The 20,057-nt window shown below is 59.1% G+C and carries 20 protein-coding genes; 15 read left to right on the forward strand and 5 right to left on the reverse strand.

The window, feature by feature from the left end; translation table 11 throughout:
* Position 1: 1 nt before the first annotated feature.
* Positions 2-2,956, forward strand: coding sequence for a pilus assembly protein (locus JZM60_RS09315; RefSeq protein ID WP_207162018.1), 2,955 nt, complete (start codon positions 2-4; stop codon positions 2,954-2,956).
* An 18-nt stretch (positions 2,957-2,974) separates the two neighbouring features.
* On the opposite strand, the gene JZM60_RS09320 is transcribed toward JZM60_RS09315, so the two are convergent.
* The 5 genes from JZM60_RS09320 to JZM60_RS09340 form a co-directional block, all read right to left on the reverse strand.
* Positions 2,975-4,186, reverse strand: a complete 1,212-nt coding sequence (locus JZM60_RS09320) for a putative nucleotidyltransferase substrate binding domain-containing protein (RefSeq protein ID WP_207162019.1) — start codon at positions 4,184-4,186, stop codon at positions 2,975-2,977.
* A 245-nt stretch (positions 4,187-4,431) separates the two neighbouring features.
* Entirely contained in the window at positions 4,432-6,402 is a 1,971-nt protein-coding gene (locus JZM60_RS09325) for a solute symporter family protein (protein ID WP_207162020.1), read from the reverse strand.
* 14 nt (positions 6,403-6,416) lie between these two features.
* On the reverse strand, positions 6,417-6,725 hold the full coding sequence (locus JZM60_RS09330; RefSeq protein ID WP_207162022.1) for a DUF485 domain-containing protein: 309 nt from the start codon (positions 6,723-6,725) through the stop codon (positions 6,417-6,419).
* Positions 6,726-6,862: 137 nt separating this feature from the next.
* Entirely contained in the window at positions 6,863-7,630 is a 768-nt protein-coding gene (locus JZM60_RS09335) for an IclR family transcriptional regulator (protein ID WP_207162023.1), read from the reverse strand.
* A gap of 350 nt (positions 7,631-7,980) precedes the next feature.
* The gene (locus JZM60_RS09340) at positions 7,981-8,379 is read right to left on the reverse strand and encodes a hypothetical protein (protein ID WP_207162025.1); all 399 of its coding nucleotides are present in this window, start codon (positions 8,377-8,379) and stop codon (positions 7,981-7,983) included.
* A gap of 158 nt (positions 8,380-8,537) precedes the next feature.
* Between JZM60_RS09340 and JZM60_RS09345 the strand changes: the two genes are divergently transcribed.
* The 14 genes from JZM60_RS09345 to JZM60_RS09410 all read left to right on the forward strand — a co-directional run bounded on the left by JZM60_RS09345 (position 8,538) and on the right by JZM60_RS09410 (position 20,043).
* The gene (locus JZM60_RS09345; RefSeq protein WP_207162027.1) at positions 8,538-9,281 is read left to right on the forward strand and encodes a YebC/PmpR family DNA-binding transcriptional regulator; all 744 of its coding nucleotides are present in this window, start codon (positions 8,538-8,540) and stop codon (positions 9,279-9,281) included.
* Between the two features lie 131 nt (positions 9,282-9,412).
* Positions 9,413-9,907 (forward strand): crossover junction endodeoxyribonuclease RuvC, encoded by a 495-nt coding sequence (gene ruvC, locus JZM60_RS09350; RefSeq protein WP_207162029.1) that lies wholly within the window; start codon positions 9,413-9,415, stop codon positions 9,905-9,907.
* Positions 9,904-10,503: a Holliday junction branch migration protein RuvA gene (gene ruvA, locus JZM60_RS09355; RefSeq protein ID WP_207162030.1), complete on the forward strand. Its 600-nt coding sequence runs from the start codon at positions 9,904-9,906 to the stop codon at positions 10,501-10,503. Before ruvC ends, ruvA begins: the two co-directional genes overlap by 4 nt.
* A 61-nt stretch (positions 10,504-10,564) precedes the next feature.
* Positions 10,565-11,578, forward strand: a complete 1,014-nt coding sequence (ruvB, locus tag JZM60_RS09360; protein WP_207162031.1) for a Holliday junction branch migration DNA helicase RuvB — start codon at positions 10,565-10,567, stop codon at positions 11,576-11,578.
* 9 nt (positions 11,579-11,587) lie between these two features.
* Entirely contained in the window at positions 11,588-12,313 is a 726-nt protein-coding gene (locus tag JZM60_RS09365; protein ID WP_207162032.1) for a DnaA/Hda family protein, read from the forward strand.
* Between the two features lie 251 nt (positions 12,314-12,564).
* Positions 12,565-13,533 (forward strand): PEP-CTERM sorting domain-containing protein, encoded by a 969-nt coding sequence (locus JZM60_RS16765; protein WP_241426206.1) that lies wholly within the window; start codon positions 12,565-12,567, stop codon positions 13,531-13,533.
* A 186-nt stretch (positions 13,534-13,719) separates the two neighbouring features.
* Positions 13,720-14,262 (forward strand): epoxyqueuosine reductase QueH, encoded by a 543-nt coding sequence (locus tag JZM60_RS09375; RefSeq protein ID WP_207162033.1) that lies wholly within the window; start codon positions 13,720-13,722, stop codon positions 14,260-14,262.
* Positions 14,262-14,474, forward strand: a complete 213-nt coding sequence (locus tag JZM60_RS09380; protein ID WP_207162034.1) for a DUF2905 domain-containing protein — start codon at positions 14,262-14,264, stop codon at positions 14,472-14,474. The genes JZM60_RS09375 and JZM60_RS09380 overlap by 1 nt, the downstream gene beginning before the upstream one ends.
* An 89-nt stretch (positions 14,475-14,563) precedes the next feature.
* Complete coding sequence (locus tag JZM60_RS09385; protein WP_207162035.1) at positions 14,564-15,625, forward strand: SPFH domain-containing protein; 1,062 nt, start codon at positions 14,564-14,566, stop codon at positions 15,623-15,625.
* 3 nt (positions 15,626-15,628) lie between these two features.
* Positions 15,629-16,345 (forward strand): TFIIB-type zinc ribbon-containing protein, encoded by a 717-nt coding sequence (locus tag JZM60_RS09390; RefSeq protein ID WP_207162037.1) that lies wholly within the window; start codon positions 15,629-15,631, stop codon positions 16,343-16,345.
* Positions 16,346-17,323 (forward strand): zinc ribbon domain-containing protein, encoded by a 978-nt coding sequence (locus tag JZM60_RS09395; RefSeq protein ID WP_207162038.1) that lies wholly within the window; start codon positions 16,346-16,348, stop codon positions 17,321-17,323.
* A complete protein-coding gene (locus tag JZM60_RS09400; RefSeq protein WP_207162039.1) occupies positions 17,316-17,969 on the forward strand; it encodes a zinc ribbon domain-containing protein in 654 nt (217 codons plus the stop codon). The genes JZM60_RS09395 and JZM60_RS09400 overlap by 8 nt, the downstream gene beginning before the upstream one ends.
* A 77-nt stretch (positions 17,970-18,046) precedes the next feature.
* Entirely contained in the window at positions 18,047-18,364 is a 318-nt protein-coding gene (locus JZM60_RS09405) for a phasin family protein (protein WP_207162040.1), read from the forward strand.
* Positions 18,358-20,043, forward strand: a complete 1,686-nt coding sequence (locus JZM60_RS09410) for an ABC1 kinase family protein (RefSeq protein WP_207162041.1) — start codon at positions 18,358-18,360, stop codon at positions 20,041-20,043. Before JZM60_RS09405 ends, JZM60_RS09410 begins: the two co-directional genes overlap by 7 nt.
* Positions 20,044-20,057 lie beyond the last annotated feature (14 nt).

Genomic DNA, 20,057 nt, shown 5'->3' on the forward strand with positions numbered 1-20,057 from the left:
CATGAGAATTTTCAATCCTCACACACGAAAAATCCTTCTGTTCACCGTAATCCTTTGCGCCGCCGGCGTTCTTGCGGCCATGGCCTTTGCCGCTATTTCCCAGTACCCCCTGTTCCTGACCGGCAGCGTGCAGCCTAACGTCATGATTCTCTTAGACAACTCCGGCAGCATGAACACGATCATGGAGCATCGGGACTATGATCCCAACGTCGCTTATACCGGTACGTTCAAGAGAAAAGAGTATTACCAGAACAGAATTGACTACTGGAAGAGTGGAGATCCCTATTACCTGGTGAGCAATGAATCTGGGCATATCGTTGATGGTAATAGTAAAAATCAGTACACGGTCAATGGCCGCACGATTACGCTCCCGTTTCCATATGTCGGTACCCGGTGGAATGGCAACTACCTGAACTGGCTCTTTTTCCATGCAACAGAGGCCCAGTACGGCGCCCTTGCCACCGATGCAGCGATCCGGGTGACGAGAATCCAGACGGCAAGAGCCGTTATCAGTGACGTGGTCAAAAACGTGTCAGGTGTCAGGTTCGGGCTTTTCAAGCTGAACGACAGCCAAGGGGGGAGCAAGGTAAAGGATTGCGGCGATCTGACCCCGGCGACCGTTGATGCTGCGGTGGACGGGATCGTGGCAAATACCTGGACGCCCTTGGGGGAGGCCCTTTCGGAAATCTGGCAGTACTTCAAGGGAGGGGATTCCCTCTATAACTCGGGAACCTATACGTCTCCCATTACCAACTGGTGCCAGAAGAACTACACACTCATTATTACCGACGGGGAGCCAACCTACGACGGCTGCTATAAAGAACCTTTCGCTTACGGCTGTACCGATGGCGAGAATGCCACGAGTTATCTGGCCGACGTGGCGAAGTACATGTATGACAACAACGCTGGGTCGTCCTCGGAGCATGTCCAGAACGTCTCGACCTACACCATCGGTATGACGATTGACAGCAAACTTCTCGACGAAACGGCGACGAACGGAGGAGGAAAGTATTTCACGACGACGTCAGGAATCAATCTTGCTACCGCCGTCCAGAATGCCTTAAAGGATATGATTTCCAAGGTTGCGGCAGGAAGCAGTGTTGCCGTCAATACCTCATCCCTGAACTCCAACAGCAAGCTCTATCGGGCACGGTTCAAGTCAGGAGACTGGGTTGGTTATCTGGAGTCCTTCGGGCTTGACGCCGCTACCGGGGCCATTGTCGGGTATCCGAACGCACCCAAATGGGAGGCTGGTTCTCTACTAGATGGTCGCTCAACTGCCCGGGAAATCTATACCGCCGGCGTGGACGGGGGCAGATACAAGCGGTTCGAGTACAGTACAGCTAATGTGGCCACGCTGGCTGGCGCCGGATTCATGGATTTCTCGCCCACGCAGGCCGCCACGCTCATCGGGTATGTTCGGGGAGACCTTTACGGGAATACAACACCTGCCGGGTATCGCGTGCGGACCGGCAAACTGGGGGATATCATCTCGTCATCGCCCGTTGTCTTTGGTCCCCCTGACGGTGCCTACACCGATGTTGCATACAAACAATTCAAGAAGGAATATAAGGATCGGAAAGAATTGATACTGGTTGGTGCCAACGATGGAATGCTCCATGCCTTCAATGCCGATGATGGTGAGGAAGCATGGGCGTTCATCCCGAATATCCTCTTGAACAAGCTGAAATTCCTGAGCAACGATCCCTATACGCATACGAGCTATGTCAACGGTGCGATTACTGTCGCGGATGCCTATATCCAGTCGAAAAATGCTGACGGGACCCCTGCCGGTTCCACGGAGTGGCGTTCCATAGTCGTCTGTGGCCTGCGCGACGGAGGAAAGGGGTATTTTGCCCTCGATATCACTGATGAGGCCAATCCGATACCGTTATGGGAGCTTACCGCCACATCATCGGCCACCTCGAATGGTCTGGGGTACTCATTCGCAACACCATTGATCCTCAAGTTGAGGGACGAGGACGCTGCTGGCGGATTCCGCTGGGTTGCGGCCCTTGCGAACGGTTACGAGGGACCCACAAGCAGCAAGGCTGCGTCACTCATCATCGTGGACCTCGCCACGGGAGCGGTAGTCAGCGAGATCGTCGTCGACAACACCGCGTTTAGCGGTCCCTCCCCCAACGGTCTTGCTACGCCCGCAGCTATTGACAAGGATATGGACGGATTTGCCGACACCCTCTATGCCGGGGACCTCAATGGGAACATGTGGCGGTTCGACGTGAGCAGCGCTAAAAAGGCCCAGTGGAAGGCTGATCGCCTCTTTGAAGCGGGGGGCACCCAGCCGATCACCGCTGCACCTGATGTGGTAGTGCGCCTCGGCTACCAGTACGTCTTCTTCGGCACCGGGAGATATCTTGACGAGGGGGACAAGGCGACGTCGTTCACCCAGAGCTTTTATGGGGTGAAGGACAATAATATGACAAAGAATTTGACGCGTACCGATCTGGTGGGGCAGGCAATCACTGAGGTTACCTATTCGGGGACTCTATACCGTACCCTCTCCAGTTTAACGGTCGGCAGCAAGAAGGGGTGGTACCTCGATCTTCCCGGAAACGGCGAACGGGTCATCACGCAACCTGTCGCCACCGGAACCTCCCAGTCCGCCAAGATCATTTTCACCACCTTCACGCCATCCACCGATCCCTGCCTGCCGGGGGGCTTCAGTTGGCTTATGCAGGTCAACATGGAGACGGGAGGGGAATTGAAGGCTCCGGTATATATGGTCCCTGAAAGATCGGACGGCACCGTCCCCGTGGGGGACACGTCGCGGATTCCTTCGGGCCTGCGTCTGTCTACGGGGTCCGTGGCGTCGCTGACCATTCTGGGGGATAAGATCTATTTCCATGACATCGAGGCGGCGATAATGACCCCTCCCGCAACAGGAGTGCCCTTTCAGTTTGGGCTACGAAGCTGGCGGCAGCTTCTGCCGCTTTAGCAGTGATGTGTTGGCTGGTTACATGATGGAAAAGTTCGTATGAATAGTACGCTGCAGATCCTCGATTCTGATGAGCGCCTGGCGGATTTTCTCCCGTTCATCGGTGGGAAGGGTGTATGGGTTCAGGTAGTATGAGCTGTCCTGGATACCCTTGATGACCTTTATCTGGAGCAGTATCCGGTGGCGGGTCAGGATGGTGTATGCGTCCACGAGCCCCTGGGCGAAGGTTGCCGAGAAGCTCCCCTCGTTCTGGAGCAGTTCAATCCGCCGGATGGTGTTTGTCGCGGGTATCCCCTGGTTTATGGCAAGAATCCGGACGTTCATGACGAGCGGCGCCCACGCCAGCAGTTTCAGGTTGAATTCTCCCTTGTGATCTCCCGACCCCTCGGTCCAGATACGGTTAAGGAACCCGAGGGCCAGCTTCATCTCGGTGGCCGCTTTGGCCATCCCCCACAGCACCTGGAAGTAGTCCTTCTCCAGCCCCCGGATCAGTTCAACCAGATCGCCGGCAAGCCGCCGGTCGCCTCCCACGTGGCGGGCGTCGGAGAGGACGATGAGGTCCATGAGGTTCTTGGCGTAATCTTCGTACTCGTAGCGGACGATGGCCATCAGCTTTTTCTTCCACTGGCTGTAGGACCCGCGCCATGTGGGGTTGGACGGCATTATGCCGCCGGTGCATTTCTTGAAACCCATATCCGCCAGGCACTCCACCAGTGCCTCTGAGAACTCCTTGAACCACTGGTCGGCGATTTCGCCGCCGCCGTCGCCGTAGACGATCAGATAGTCCTGATCGGTGATGAGAGTCTGCTCTTCCCTCCCATCGCTTCCCATGCTGCAAAGGGAATAGGGGACGGGGGGATCTCCCTTCCCCGTTGCCAGCATTTCCTGCTCAACCAATTCCAGAGCCCGCCCAGCAAGGATGTCCCGATATTGCGTGCATGACTCGTGAAGCGCGCCCACTGACTGGATTTTCAGAAACCGTTCCAGCTCCAACCCGTTCAGTTCTTCATGAATTCCGCGCAGAGAATTACAGTCCGCCTCGTGGCTGATCCGGGCCATCAGTTCCCGTCTTCGCCCGGCAACCTCCCCCGTAAGGGCAATCTCGTGGTCGATCTCATCTTTGAGATGGTTCAGAATCAGCGGGATGTCGTCCCGGTCCAGCAGGCGAACGAATTCATTGATTCCGGCCATTGTTTCAGCCACGGCTGCCTGGATAGTGTCGTCGTGCATGCAGTTCCTCGATTAACAGACCGTTGAAAAACTATTGCGGGGCCGGTCTGCGTTGTTGCCGTTCACTCAAAAGCTCAACGTACCAATGGGTACGCCTCGCTTTTTTGCTCACTTGCGCCTAGCATCCCGGCCTCCTCACAACATTTTTCAACAGCCTGTCAGGGAAAGCATTCATCCAATGAAAAATGGGGGAAAGCAACGCTTTCCCCCAAGATTAGCATACATTATGCCGATGCAGTACGTTCTTAGTGGTCTACTGCCTTGGCTATGCCGATGCCGGTGTTCTGGCGCACATAGATTTCGTCGAACATCTCCTCGGAACGGCGGCTCGGGAAGGCGAGGCAGCCGACGATGGCAGCGATGAAGCCGAGCGGGATGGAGATGATGCCCGGGTTCTTGAGGGTGATGAGCGGCTTGTCGAGGCCGAGCATGGACTTGCCGTCCTTGTTCTTGGCGTAGTCGGCTTTAGCCTTGTCGAGATCCTTCATTTCCTTAGCGGTGAGCATCGCGCCAGTAGCCTGCTTCTCTTCCAGCTTCACGACCACCTTCTGGGCGTCTTCAGCAACCTTCTTCGGATAGGTCATGTTGGGGGAGACCATAACCAGGGCGATGGAAGCGATGGTTCCGACCACGAGGCCGGACACGACGCCGGCGGTGTTGAACTTGCGCCAGAAGAGGGACATGACGATGACCGGCAGGTTCCCCGACGATGCAACGGCGAAAGCCAGAGCCACCAGGTGGGCGACGTTCTGCTTCTCTGCGGCGATACCGATCAGGATGCCGGCGGCGCCAACGCAGAGGGAGGTGATCCGGGCGGCCATGACCTGCTCGTGCTGGTCGGCGTGGCCGTCCTTGATGACGTTAACGTAGATGTCATGGGCGATGGCGGCAGAAGCAGCCAGAACGAGACCCGACACTACGGCGAGGATGGTGGCGAAAGCAACGGCGCAGAGGAAGGCCAGGAGCAGGTCGCCCAGGAACGGGGAGATGTCGCCGCCCAGTTTCTGTGCGAGCATCATGGCGGCCATGTTCCCGCCTTTGTCAACGGCGGAGATCCCTTGCGGGGTTAAGTGGATGGCGGCGCCGAAACCGAGTAGCGTCGTCAGGATGTAGAAGAAGCCGATGATGAACATGGCTACGATAACGGACTTGCGGGCAGCCTGGGCGGTGGGGACGGTGAAGAAGCGCATCAGGATGTGGGGCATACCGGCGGTGCCGAGCACCAGGGCCATGCCGAGGGAGATCTGGTCGAGGGGGTTCTTCATGAAGAGTCCCGGCTCAAGGAAGCGCTGCCCGTAGTCGAAGCCCGCCACTGCAACGGGGTCCTTCAGGACCGTCTTCTGCACGTGCTCGATGATGTTGGGGTTGGTGGCGATGTCGTTGAAGAACTGGAACGGGTTCATGCCGGCCTTGATGCCGACCAGCACCGAGAGGACGGCTGCACCGGTCATGAGGAGGCCGGCCTTGATGATCTGTACCCAGGTGGTGGCGGTCATGCCACCGAAAACCACGTAGCCCACCATGAGGATGCCGACGCCGACGATGGCGAACTTGTAGGGGATCCCGAGCAGGAGTTGCATGAGCTTCCCGGCGCCGACCATCTGGGCGGTGAGGTAGAAGGTGGAGACGGCCACAACGGAGATGGCGCAGACGGCCCGGACGATTTTCGGCTCGGTGCGGAAGGAGAGAATGTCTCCCAGGGTGAACTTGCCGGCGTTGCGGCATGGTTCCGCCACGATGAGGAGCACCGTGATGTACGCCACGAGCCAGCCGACCGAGTACATGAACCCATCATAGCCGTAGAGGGAGATCATGCCCGAAATTCCCAGGAAGGAGGCGGCCGACATGTAGTCGCCGGCAATTGCCCAGCCGTTCTGGGTGCCGGTGATGCCGCCGCCGGCGGTATAGAAGTCGGCAGCCGACTTGGTCCGCTTGGCCGACCAGACGACGACGCACATGGTAACGCCGATGATGGCCAGGAAGATCGGGATGGTGACCATCGGGTTGGCCTTGATGGTTGTCTTGGACTCTTCCGCAGGGGCCGGGGCCGGGGTGGCGACCTTGGCGGCGCCGGTGACGTCGGCGGGTGCAGCAGTGGCGGCGGTTTGTGCTGTTACGGCAGCCCCGGGGGCCGCCGGAGCCTTTGCAGGCTCTTCAGCGAAGGCGAACGAGCCCAAAGAGAGGGCCAAAGTGATACCAGCAAGCAGTTTTTTCATTTCAGTCCTCCTTCCTATTTGAACTCATCCACCAGCTCACGGGTGAGCCGGTCGAAGTCTTTGTTGGCCACATGGGCATAGTAAATGGCGATCCCCCAGGAAACGAAAAACTGGGAGAGCGCGAAGAGATAACCGAAGTTTATCCGGCCGAGAATCTTGATTTTAAACAGTCCCGGAGCAAAAGCGGCTCCAATCGGGAGAAGAAAATAGAAAACGGCGGAGAATACCCACCATCCGACGAGAAAAGTGGTTTTCTTGCGGTGGAGTTCGACGAACTTGGGATTCTTGGCAATTGCGCCCCAATCGTACTGTTTGTCAGCCATGGTTTGTTACTCCTTTCTCTAAAATGTTCATACAGCCATGGAGCGGCGTCCCGCCCCGGGTTCTGATGGTTTTCCTTATTCGTCGAGTCTCCCCTCCTTTCGTTAAATGGGTTGGTTCCGTACTACTCGGGCATTCGCTAAAACTTGGCGTAGCCGAACTTCAGAGAGAGCATTTCGGCCCCTTCGCTGAGGGATGGAACAATCTCGTCCTCAAGTCGCGAGGCCATTAGTCTGAACGACGGACCGAGCATGGTAAGGGCGCCGATTACCTTGCCGGCGTAGTCCCTCACCGCTACCGCAACACTGACGATCCCTTCGCCGAGACCGTCGAAGTCCACGGCGAAACCCCGTTCGCGAATCTCTTTCAACTCGGAATGAAGAGTGGACTGATCGATAACGTCGCCGTTTCTCCGCTTCCTGAAGAATTTTTCCAGGAGGTCCGAAGACTCAAGCGATTTGATGGCCTTGCCGGCCGCGTTGTTGAAAAATGGGAAACGCTTCCCGACAAGGGGAGCGGTTTTGATGGCCTGGTCGCAGTCAGCCATGTCGAGGAAGAGAACTTCATCGTCTTTGATGACGGCGATATATACTGCTTCATCGTGTTTGCGCGCCAGTTTTTCCATTATCGGGTGGGCGTGGCGGATCAGGCTGGTGCTGTTTAAAAGTCTCTGCGCGAGTTCCACGGATGATATGCCCAGGCGGTAAATGCCGCTGGCTTCGTCGCGCTCCACGAGCCCTTTGCTCTCGAGCGTTGCCAGGAGACGGAACGCCTTGTTGCGGGAGAGGTTCAGCCTTTCCGCAAGATAAGGAAGGGTCGTGTCCCGGCTCTCTTCGGTGAGAGTCTCAAGGATATCCAGGGCCTTTTCAACGGTTTGTACCGCGTATGAGCTTTTTTCCCTGGTCATGGTTGCCTTCCTAAAAAGTTGGATGTGCAGCCTTGTTTTATAAACAGCGTTATACTTTTATTTAATTTCTAACACGACGTTTTATTGGCGTCAAGCGTATTTTTGATAAAAAGTTGTTGTTTGCTAAAAAATACAGCATAAACAGTTATTTAGAGAATATATGCGTTGTATATAGACAATGAGCTGATGCGTTTTTTTTATGGTGAAACATGGTTTATTCGTAAAATCAGTTCATGTTGTCAGTGTTTGTCGCGTTGAGCATTTAAAACTTGGTGTGATGGCGTTTGTTTTGATGGAAAACGGGCGGTGGGCGCAGTGGGGCGACGAAAGAGAGGGGGGTGTGGAGGGTGTTAGTTGAACCTGATGGCTATCCCCTTTGCCTTGATGGATGTTGACGGAATGAACAGGTACGTCCCTTTTTCCGCACGGACTTCGGGAAGTATGACAGCATCAGCACCCATCTTGGCGGCTTCGGCTCCCAATGCATCGTAGGCCCATTCGTCGGATTCGTTTTTCAGATCGTCAATGTGGCCCAGCCGTTCGCGGCTGACCTCGACGGTACCGAGCTTTGTGTAGGGTTGGATGATTTCGTCCTGGGCGAGGATAGGGGGGAGTCTGTTGGGATCGGTGGCGGTGTTGGGGGACAGGGTGGCGCAGGACGCGGTGAGGAGGGCTGAGGCCGCCATGAGACGAATGAGCCTGCCGGTTTTGGTGGAAGCGGCTCCGGGGGAGATGGCGAAACGGGACATGGACGTACCTCGCAGAGAGTGGTGTGACAGGCCCTTTAAATGGCGCTGCATGGTCCATTTTACATGAACTTTCGACCTTTACAACCAAGATTTTCCCGTGCTAATATCTGCCAATTTCGGGCACCGCCATACATCGATTAACAGAAGGAGCAGTCGCAATGTCGGGACATAATAAATGGAGCACCATAAAGCATAAAAAAGGGGCTGCCGACGCCAAACGGGGTAAAATATTCACCAAGATTATCAAGGAGATTACCGTGGCCGCCAAGCTTGGTGGCGGTGATCCCGCCGGGAACCCGCGGTTGCGCAGCGCTGTTGATAAGGCAAAAGCCGAGAACATGCCCAAGGACAACATTGAGCGGGCCATCAAGAAGGGTACCGGCGAGTTGGAAGGGGTCAACTACGAGGAAATCGTCTATGAAGGATACGGCCCCGGCGGAGTGGCCGTGCTCGTGGAGTGCATGACCGACAACCGCAACCGTACCGTCAGCGACGTGCGCAGCACCTTCACCAAGTGCAACGGCAACATGGGGGAAACCGGCTGCGTCTCCTGGATGTTCGATCAGAAGGGGCTCATTGTCGTCGGCAAGGATGCCGATTTCGAGAAACTCTTCGAGGTCGCCCTTGAGGCCGGCGCCGAAGACGTGACCGATGAGGAGGAGCAGTATGAAGTCCTCGCCGATCCGTCAATGTTCATCGAAGTGCGCGAAGCTCTGGAAAAGGCCGGGTTTGCGTACGAGTCGGCTGAAGTCACCATGATTCCCCAGACCATGATCAAGCTCGACGGCAAGAACGCCGAGAACATGCTGAAGCTCATGGACCGCCTGGAAGACAACGACGACGTCCAGAACGTCTACGCCAACTTCGATATTTCCATGGAAGAGATGGAAAAATTGATGTAGCCGCAAGGTGGGGGGCATCGCCCCCACTTCAGTATATCTAAAAGGTTAAGCGCGGAAGTTGGAAGCCAGGTCTTTCCTTCCGCGTTTTTTTCTCTGTGCTCTCCGTCCCCTCTGTGGCAGAATGCTTCCCCATGAGAGTTCTAGGCATCGACCCCGGTTCGCGCATTACCGGCTACGGCATCATCGAGAAGGTGGGCAACCGGTTGGTTCATGTGGATAACGGCGCCATCTATACTGGCGACCACAAGGATTTTGCATCACGTCTCCACCGGATATTCGAAGGTCTCTGCGGGGTTATCGAAGAGTATCGCCCCGATGCAATGGCCATTGAGCAGGTATTCCTGGCCCACAATGCCCAAAGCGCCCTTAAACTGGGCCAGGCTCGGGGGGCGGCCATCGTGGCCGGGGTAAACGCGGGGCTCCCGGTAAGCGAGTACACCGCCATGCAGGTGAAGCAGGCGGTCGTGGGGTACGGTCATGCGCGGAAGGAGCAGGTGCAGCAGATGGTCAAATCCCTCCTGAATCTCCCTGAAATTGCCCAGGCCGATGCCTCCGATGCCCTGGCCGTGGCGGTTTGCCATGCAAACTCGGCCGGCATGAAAAACATCCTCCGGAGCGCCAGATGATCGCACTTCTCACCGGCAGGCTCGCCCACAAAACCCCCGACGCCATCATTATTGATGTGAACGGCGTCGGCTACCGGGTACAGATCCCCTTTTCCACTTACTATGAGCTCCCCGATGAGGGAAATACCGTTTCCCTTTCCATTCACACCCACGTGAAGGAGGACGCCATAAGCCTCTTCGGGTTCCGGACCGTGGTTGAGAAGGAGTTCTTCCAGCTTCTCATCTCCGTGTCCGGCATAGGCCCCAAGATGGGGCGGGATATTCTCTCCAATATCCAGCCGGACGAACTGGCTGCCGCGATCGTGCAGGGAAACCTTGCCCGGCTGTCGGCCATCCCGGGAATCGGGAAAAAGACCGCCGAACGGCTCGTGCTGGAGCTGAAGGAGAAGGTGCGCAAGATGGATGTGGCGCCGTCGGCAAAGGAGTCGGCTCCCGTCGAATCTGCCCCCGAGGTGGCCGACGACGTTGCCTCGGCCCTGGTGAACCTCGGCTACAAGGAAGCTGTGGTGCGGAAGGTGCTGGCCGAGATGACCATCGAGCCCGGCGCCTCCACCGAGGCGGTCCTTCGGCAGGCGTTGAAGATACTGATGAAATGACGATGCAGGGGCAATTCATGAATTGCCCTTGCGGTCGAATTGACCCTAAAGACAGACCGTTATGACCCGACTCGTGACTCCTGACATAACTGAAGACGACATGATCGAATCGTCCCTGCGCCCCCGGGCCCTGGACGACTACATCGGCCAGGAAAAGGCCAAGGGTAACCTGCGGGTATTCATCGACGCCGCCCGGAAGCGGAACGAAGCCCTGGATCATGTCCTCCTCTACGGCCCCCCCGGCCTGGGAAAGACGACCCTCGCCAACATCATCGCCTGTGAGATGGGGGTGAACATCAAGTCGACTTCAGGGCCGGTCATCGAGCGCCCCGGCGACCTGGCGGCGATTCTCACCAACCTGGAACCCCACGACGTACTCTTCATCGACGAGATTCACCGCCTTTCACACGTGGTGGAGGAAATCCTCTACCCCGCCATGGAGGATTACCAGCTCGACATCATCATCGGCCAGGGGCCCAGTGCCCGCACCATCAAGCTGGACCTCCCGAAATTCACCCTCGTGGGGGCCACCACCAGGGCGGGGCTCCTCTCTTCGCCCCTGCGGGACCGCTTCGGGGTCATTTCCCGGCTGGAGTTCTACACCGACGACGAGCTCACCACCATCGTCACCCGCTCGGCCCGGATTCTGGATATCGGCATCGAGCCGGAGGGTGCCCGGGAGCTGGCGCGCCGGAGCCGCGGCACCCCCCGCATCGCCAACCGGCTGCTGCGCCGGGTGCGTGACTTCGCCCAGGTGCGGGCCGACGGAGTAATCACCGCCAGTGTGGTGGATGATTCCCTGAAACTCCTGGAGATCGACGAGAAGGGGTTTGACCAGATGGACCGGACCATAATGCTGGCCATCATCGACAAGTTCGGCGGCGGACCCGTGGGACTCGACACCATTGCCGCGGCCATCGGCGAGGAGCGGGACACCATCGAGGATGTCTACGAGCCGTTCCTCATCCAGCACGGTTTCATCAACCGCACTCCCAGGGGGCGCGTGGCTACCAGGACCGCCTTTGAGCACTTCGGCCGCATTGCGCCGCCGTCAGCCCAAGGCACCCTTTTTTAGAGCATTACCATGCAGCTTGTCTTCGACTTTCCTGTAAATCCAAAGTACTCCTTCGACAATTTCGTCGTCTGCTCCGGCAATGAAACCGCTTACCGTTTTGCCGAGCGCCTTACGGACGAGGGGGAGCCGGAGAACCTTCTATACCTCCATGGCCCATCCGGCTCCGGAAAGACCCACCTCCTCATGGCGGTTGGCGCCCGGTTCAGCGAGCGCGTGGGACTTTCGTCGGTTCCCTGCATCTCCTTCAAGGATGTTGATGAGGTCTACGGCGGAGAATATCCGGCTGAGGCGGTGTCGAAACTGGCCGAGTGTTTTCGGGATGCGCCGGCGCTTCTCGTGGACGACATCCATCTCATCCCCGACCAGCAGTCCGTGCGGGTCGAGCTCTGGCAGCTGTTCAACGATTTCTACCAGGCCGGTCGTCCCATTGCCATTACCGGTTTCTACCCCCCAAAAGAACTTCCCACCCTTGACGGCCACCTTATCTCACGCCTCCTCTGGGGGCTGGTTGCCCGTGTCGACATTTCCGACGACGACTCCCGCCGCCTCATAATGAAGAAACTTGCCGGCGACAGGCAGATCGTCCTCCCCTCCGACGTCATCGACTATCTTCTGCTCCACGTCCGTCGCGACGTACCCTCCCTCATCGAGGCTCTCGATGCCATCAGCCGCTATGCACTGGCCGCCAAGCGGAAAGTTTCCGTCCGCCTGACCCGTGAGGCGCTGGTGCTGTAAGGCTCCCGCGGCTTTTAGCCCTTTTCCCCATTGATTTTTTCATCTGCTCCAGCCCGATTGTTAACAATTTTTTTTGATCTGAAACCTTTTTGTAAACTTTCGTGGAGGAAAACGTCGGCTAAATTTACATTTTGTGGAGGGTTCCCGATGTGTCGTTAAAATGCCAAGTGATATCAAGTGGTTGTTTCTGGCGTGTTTTTTGCTGAATAGAGGGGTAAATACGAAGAATTACGCCGTGAAGGGGGTCTATCATGAAAATGAAAAAATTAATTACGGCATCCGCTCTTATCCTTAGTGCCGCGGGGATCTATGCTTCACCGGCGGCGGCGGTAACTCTTCCCACGCCTCCCGGCTTTGTGGACGGTATCCAGACCGCCATCATGTACGATGACTTCTGGTCATACTCCAACCAGATCCTTCGCACGATCCAGGATAAACAACCTCAGTATCTGCCAATCTCGACCTATGGCGATTTCGGTTTCGCCACTGGCACCGGCGGCCTTGACCTGATTCTGTATACCGGTGCTAACGGTGCCGATAACCTGGGAACCGGCCCCGGCGGCACCTTCAATTTCGAAAATCCGACTCCTACTCCGGCGGGTGGCGCAAACTTTGTTTCCGGATGGTGGGGACAGAACGATCAGAAAAATGACGGTATTCCCGATAACGTGAACGGACCGGTTACTGTGGGCCAGGTTCTCGATTATCTCCATGCGTTCAACCCCCTGAACAGTATCCCGGTATTTTACATGGATCTGAACCAGATAGGCAAAGAAGCTTCCCTCTTCTTCGGCGGCGAGGTCTATCTGCTCGATGCCAACGGCAATCGCGTGCATACGTGGGCGCTGGACAGCAATCCGCAAGCCGGTGACGGCAATTACGACCCCGATTTCCCCGCGCTGGCGGCAGGGGAAATCGGCCCGCTGGTTGGTGCGTCCGGTTATGATTACGGGACGGTGAACCATAACCTGGGCAGCGGTAAAGCCGATTTCATTGCCTATGCCCCAACGATGGACCTGAGCCTGTTCGATCGGGACCTCATTTTCGTTACCCATTTCGATATGGCTAACCTGACCGACGGGTTCGAGGAAATATTCCTTACCGGCGCTATCGCGGTGACCCCCCCGCCGCCGCCTGTTCCCGAGCCGGCCACTGTTGTGCTTCTGGGTGCCGGACTGCTGGGCCTTGGGCTCTATGGACGGAGAAAGGCGAAAAAATAAGCGGAACATCTGCCGGTTTGCCGGTACGAGGGGGGCGATACTTCGCCCCCCTTTTTTTGCGTCTTCCGCGACCCTTCTCGATGTCCCCATGCGTAGTCCCTGAGATGAGTGCTTGAGCCATCGGCGTAACTTGATGTACTATTGCCGGAGTACATTCAAAAACCAGTCATTCTCAAGGGTTCAGGCATGAAAATTCTCCTCCACATCTGTTGCGGGCCGTGCGCCGCCTATCCGGTGGCCCAGCTCCGGGATCGGGGCGCGGCGGTGACCGGCTACTGGTTCAACCATAATATCCATCCCTACCAGGAGTACGTCCGCCGCCGGGACACGGCGGGGGATTATGCGGAGAAGGTGGGGCTCGATATGATCTGGCGCGACGAGTACCGGTTGGAGGAATTCCTGGCCGCCGTGGCCCAGAACCCTGATGAACGCTGTTACTACTGCTACTTCTCGCGGCTGGATGCCGTTGCGGCTGCCGCCGCCGCGGGGGGCTTCGACGCCTTCTCCTCGACGCTCCTCTACAGCCGCTATCAGAAGCACGATGCCATCCGCGACTGTGCCGAGCGGGCCGCCGAGCGCCACAGCGTATCCTTTTATTACGACGACTACCGGCGGGGGTGGCAGGAGGGGATTCGCCTCTCCAAGGAGCTGGGGCTCTACCGGCAGCAGTACTGCGGCTGCATTTACAGCGAGAAGGAGCGGTACCATCCGCGGGAGGGTGCGAAGTGATGCCGGGGCTCGGCAAATCGCTCATCGTCTTCGGGCTCATCATCGCCGCCCTGGGGGTTGTCCTTACCTTCGCCGGCAAGATCCCCTGGCTCGGCCGGCTCCCCGGCGACATCTACGTGAAGCGCGACAACTTCACCTTCTATTTCCCCCTTGCCACGAGCATCCTCGTTTCGGTGATTCTCTCCCTCATCCTCTGGCTCCTGAGAAAGTAATCTCTTTTCTGTTAAAATTTCTCAAGTTTTGTCCCTGTCGGTCGAAAAGCAAAGCAGTCCCTTGACCAAGAACATTTCCGGAGGTTCCCGTGGCGATTAATGAGATGAATGCGGTCTTTCTCGAAGTTATCGAGTGGTTCGACGACAGCGGCCGGGAGATGGTGCGCCGCATTCCTTCCCAGGGGTCGGCGGAGATCAAGTTCGGCGCCCAGTTGGTGGTGCGGGAGAGCCAGCGAGCAGTCTTCTTCAAGGACGGCAAGGCCGCCGACTGCTTCGGTCCCGGCCGCCATACCCTCACCAGCGCCAACCTCCCGGTTCTGACGAAGATCCTGGCGCTCCCCTGGGGATTCACCTCCCCCTTCCGCTGCGAAGTCTGCTTTGTGGGGATGCATACCTTCACGGACCTGCGGTGGGGAACCAAGGAGCCGGTCCCCTTCCGGGACAGCCGTTTCGGCATGGTGCGCCTGCGGGCCTTCGGTTCTTACACTCTCAAGGTTGTGGACCCGGAGCTTCTGGTGAATGCCCTGGTGGGGACCAGAGGCCTCTACACGAGCGCCGAGCTGGAGGAGTTTTTCCGGGATATCATCGTGGCGCGGCTCAACGACTATCTGGGGGAAACCACCGACACGGTTCTGGACCTCCCGGCCCGTTATGACGAAACGGCCGCAGCCCTCAAGGGGCGACTTGCCAAGGATTTCGGCGGCTTCGGCATCGAACTGGCCGAGTTGTACGTGAACTCGGTCACGCCCCCGCCGGAGGTCCAGAAGGTCATCGACGAGCGGAGCTCCATGGAGGCGGCCGGTGATGTGGACCGATACCTCAAGTTCAAGGCGGCCCAGAGCATTGAGAAGGCGGCCTCGGCCGAAGGTGGAGGGGAGGCGGCCCAGGGGATGGGACTCGGTCTCGGTGCCGGTCTCGGCATGATCCTTCCCGGCATGGTGGCGGGCGCCATGGGGGGAGGGGGGGCGAAAGCGGCTCCGGCGCCAACCGGTGGCGCCTGCCCCCGCTGCGCGACACCTCTGGTGGCCGGGGCAAAATTCTGCCACCAGTGCGGAGCCGCCGCGGGGACCGGCTTCTGCGCAGGCTGCGGCAAGGAGTTGCCGGGGGATGCCCGGTTCTGCCCCGGATGCGGACGGCCCGCCGGGGGGTAGCCGGTGACCATCTCCTGTCCCCAATGCGGTGCGCCGGTCGAGGCCCGCACCGAAACCCGCTTCCTCCACTGCCCCTTCTGCACCTCCTCATTCGTTGCGGAAGCGGGGGTGGGGATTGCCGAATACCACCTGGCCCACGGGCGCGACGACCGGCTGGCATGGAGCGCCCTCGTTTCGACCCTGGAGGTTGAGGGGGCCGATTCATCGGTGGAGCAGGAGAGCTGCGACTATCTCGTGGCGCCGTTCTGGCTTTCCCGTCCGGACGGTGGCCGACGCCTCGTTCCCGCCCGGCGGCATCCCTGGCTAGGGGAGTCCTCCCTCGTTCTGCCGGGGGGCGATCTCCTTTTCGTGCCCGAGGGGAGCGATTTCACCCCTCCCGATATCACCGCCGCCGAAGCCCTGGGGGAGGGTGCCGGGAAAGAGTCGGGCTCCCTGTCCCTCGTTCACCTCCCCCTTTATCTCCTCTCCTTCCGGGCCGGCGGCAGCCAGTGCCGGGCCGTGGTCTCGGCGACGGACCGCCGGGTGTACCTCCTGGATTCTCCTCCCCGGCGGGCAGTTACGCTTCCCTTCAGACATGTGGCACTGATTTCCGCCTATGCTCTGCTTCTCGTCATCGTGGGGCTGTCGATGAGGAACCATCTCCACCGGGCCGTTGCCTTTGCCGTTATCTTCGGCGTTTCCTATCTTTCCCTGTTTGCCTTTCTGCGGCGGGAGGGCTGAATGGCGGAACAGCAGACCATCACCATCTCCTGTCCCCAGTGTGCGAGCCCCTTTTCCTTCCGGGAGGGGGACCGCAACGCCCGATGCCCATCCTGCGGCACTTCCCTCGCCCTTTCCGGGGAGGCGGGAATTGCCCGCTTCTGGATCGAGGAGCGGACCGACCTGCCCCAGGCCCGGGCCAATGCCCGCCGGGCCGTGGCCGAAGCCGGCGGCGACCCGCGGGTGGTGGAGCGGCTCCGGTTCGAAGGGGGTGAGCTCTGCTTTCTCCCCTTCTGGCGGTTGCGGGGACATGCCGCCGGCTGGCTCTGGAGCGAGCGGGAAACGGTGACGCGCGAGGAAGAATATGACGAGAACGGAATGAAGACGGTGCGGGAGGTGCGGGGCCCCAGCCAGTGTACGACCGAGAGTGTCATGATGGCGGTGGATTACAGCTCTCCCGCCTGTGATGTGTCGCGCTTCGGCCTGCGGGGGATTGCCGTGGCCGGCGCCGTCCTTCCCCTTCGGGGGATGGATTTCGCCCTTGTCTCCAGGCGGGGGACGGTGTTCGATCCGGTTAAGGGACCCGACGAGGTGCGGCGGGAGGCGGTGGCCCAGGCCAGGGCCCATGGCGGGGGCAAGGGAGTGCTCCGCTCCGCGGCGCGACTCTCCCTGTGCGGCGAGCGGCTTTCCCTCATTTCCTACCCGGTCTGGAGCCTCTCTTTTGCCCGTGGGGAGAGAATTTATCCCGTCACTATAGACGGGGTGAACGGCCGGGTCCTTTCGGGGCGATTTCCGGCGGCGGCACGGCTTACGATTCTGCGCCCCCTGCTCACGGTGACGCTCCTGGTGTTCGCCTTCACGATCCATCACCTGCTGGGCGTGGTCTTTGCCTTGGGGTTCCTGGGGTGGCTTGCCGCCAACGGTGGGCTTTCGCCCGAGCGCCTTGCGGCCTGGTTTTTCGCCCTGGCGGAGCGGCAGGGGGAGGTGGACCTTGGCTGACCGGCACGATCTCCGCGTCATTCCCCTCCGTTGTCCGGCGTGCGGCTCCCCACTTTCCGCCGGCGGCGATGACGTCATCTTCCCCTGCCGCTCCTGCGGCACCTGGCGGGAACTGGTGGGGGAGGAACTGGTGCTGCGGGAGATGCTCCACACGGCCGGCCCAGATTTGGACGCGCCCCCTGCAAGCCGGCGGGAGATGCTGCGGCTTCCCTTCTGGGTGTTCCCCTTCCGGGCGGCCACGGCTGGTGGGGAGGTGGCCACCCTCCGCGAGTACTTGTCACTTGCGGGCTCTGTCGCGCAACTGTCTCCCGGCCGGGAGGAAAAGCCTCCACTGGTCTTTGTGCCGGCATTCGCCGCAAAGTCCGTATCACTTCTTCGGGCCGGAAGGCTCCTGACGCTCCGCTCACCTTCCTTCGGCCGTTCAGTCGCCGTCCCTCCCCGTGTCGTCCCCATCGTTTTCCGCGAAAGCGATGCCCTGGCGCTGGCGGAAGCGGTGGTGCTTGCCACCGTCGCAACGGAGCGGCGGGTGAACCCGCGGTTCCTGGAATCCTTTTCGGTACGGTGCAGCCGTGGTCGTCTCCTTTCAATTCCCTTCGACGAACGGGACGGGAGGCTCCATCAGCCCGATCTCGATCTGGAGGTATAGGGGCCAAGGGTTGTCTTTTCCTGCATTCCTGCTAACTTTATTTCGTGTGATGACTGAACTTTAAGGAGGATTCAACCATGATCGAGCTTATCGAGAAAGCGGTTCTGACCGGCCTGGGGGTTATGTCACTTTCCCAGAAGAAGGCCGAGGAGCTTGTTACTGACCTTAAGGAAAAGTACAAGGTGGGTGAGGACGAGGGGAAGGCTCTCGTGGAGAAGCTCCAGAATATGGCCAAGGATGCCCGCGAGCGGGTAGCCGATATGGCCGACAAGGAGGTCAAGGGGGCCATCGAGCGGTTCGGCCTCGTCCCCCGGGAGGAGTACGACCGCCTGCTGAAGCGTGTGGATGCCCTGGAAGCGCAGCTTGCGAGCAAGGAACCCGGTACTGAATGCTGAGCGTCATCCAGCTCAACCGCAACATCCGGAGCCTGAGGCGCTACCGGCAGATTATCCGGGTCCTCTTTAAATACGGCTTCGACCATGCCCTGGAGCTCATGGGGCTCTCCCAGTTCGTTGCCCGGGGGCGCAAGCTCTTCCGCAGGCCGGCGTCGGAGCTTGCCCTCCTCTCCCCGGCCGAGCGGATGCGCCTTGCCCTGGAGGAACTGGGCCCCACCTTCGTGAAGCTCGGCCAGATACTCTCCACGCGCCCCGACGTGGTACCCCGCAGCTTCATCCTGGAGTTTTCCAAACTTCAGGACCAGGTGCCGTCATTCCCCTTTGAAGCGGTGGAAGAGCAGATCCGCAAGCACCTGGGAAGGGAGCCGTCCGAGTGCTATTCCTTCATTGATCCGGAGCCGCTGGCCGCCGCATCCATCGCCCAGGTCCACCGGGCCCGGCTCGTTTCCGGCGAGGAAGTGGTCATCAAGGTCCGCCGCCCGGGGGTTGTGGGGAAGGTGGAGACCGACATCGACGCCGTGATGGGGCTCGCAATACTGGCCGAGCGGCACATCCCCGGAAGCGACATCTACGACCCCGTTGGGCTCGTGAAGGAGTTCGCCCGAACCATCCGGCGTGAGATGGACTTCTCCCGGGAGGCCCATACCATCGGCAAATTTGCCGAGAACTTCGCCGGCGACCAGACCCTCCATTTCCCCACGGTCCATTGGGACCAGACCGCCAAGGGGATTCTCACGATGGAGCACATCGACGGGATAAAGGTGTCGGATACGGCGGCACTGGACGCCGCGGGGCTCGATCGCAGGCTCATCGCCCGGCGGGGCGCCGACGCCTTCCTCAAGATGGTCCTCACCCACGGCTTTTTCCACGGCGATCCCCATCCGGGCAACGTCCTGATTCTGCCCGATAACGTCATCTGCCTTCTGGACTACGGCATGGTCGGGCGTCTTGACGCCCAGCTCCAGCGATACCTGACCGATATCCTCCTGGCCATTGTCCAGCGGGACGTGGATGAGGTGATTTCAATCCTCCTCTATTCCGGGGACATTACCGACACCCTCGATACCAGAGCCTTGCGGCGGGACCTTTCCGGACTCATAGACAGCTACTACGAGGTGCCGCTCCAGGAGATCGAGGTGGGGCGGATGCTCCTGGAGTTCCTTGAGGTTATCACCACGTACCACATCCGCTTCCAGCCGGATCTGATGCTTCTGGCAAAGTCGCTGGTCGCCATCGAGGGGATGGGACGGGAGCTGGACCCCGCCTTCGACATGGTGGAACACCTGCGCCCGTTCATGAAAAAGGCCATGCGTGACCGGTACTCGCCGGAACAGCTCGTGCGGGAAATGGGTTCGCACGTATTGTCCTATGTGACTCTGTTCCGTAATCTCCCCCGGGACCTGAAGGAACTGCTCAACCGGATCAACCGCAACAAATTCAAGATCGACCTGGAGCACCGGGGGCTCGACAAGGCTCTCAGGGACTTCGACAAATCCATCAACCGCCTCTCCTTCAGCCTGATAATTGCCGCCCTCATCATCGGCTCTTCCATCGTGATGCAGACCGACAAGGGGCCGAAGATTTTCGAATTCCCCCTCTTTGCCTTCATGGGCTACACAATAGCCGGCTTCATCGGCCTCTGGTGGGTCTTCGCCATCATCCGGTCGGGGAGGTTGTAGCGATATCATAACAG

It is taken from the genome of Geobacter benzoatilyticus (assembly GCF_017338855.1).
Lineage (GTDB): Bacteria > Desulfobacterota > Desulfuromonadia > Geobacterales > Geobacteraceae > Geobacter > Geobacter benzoatilyticus.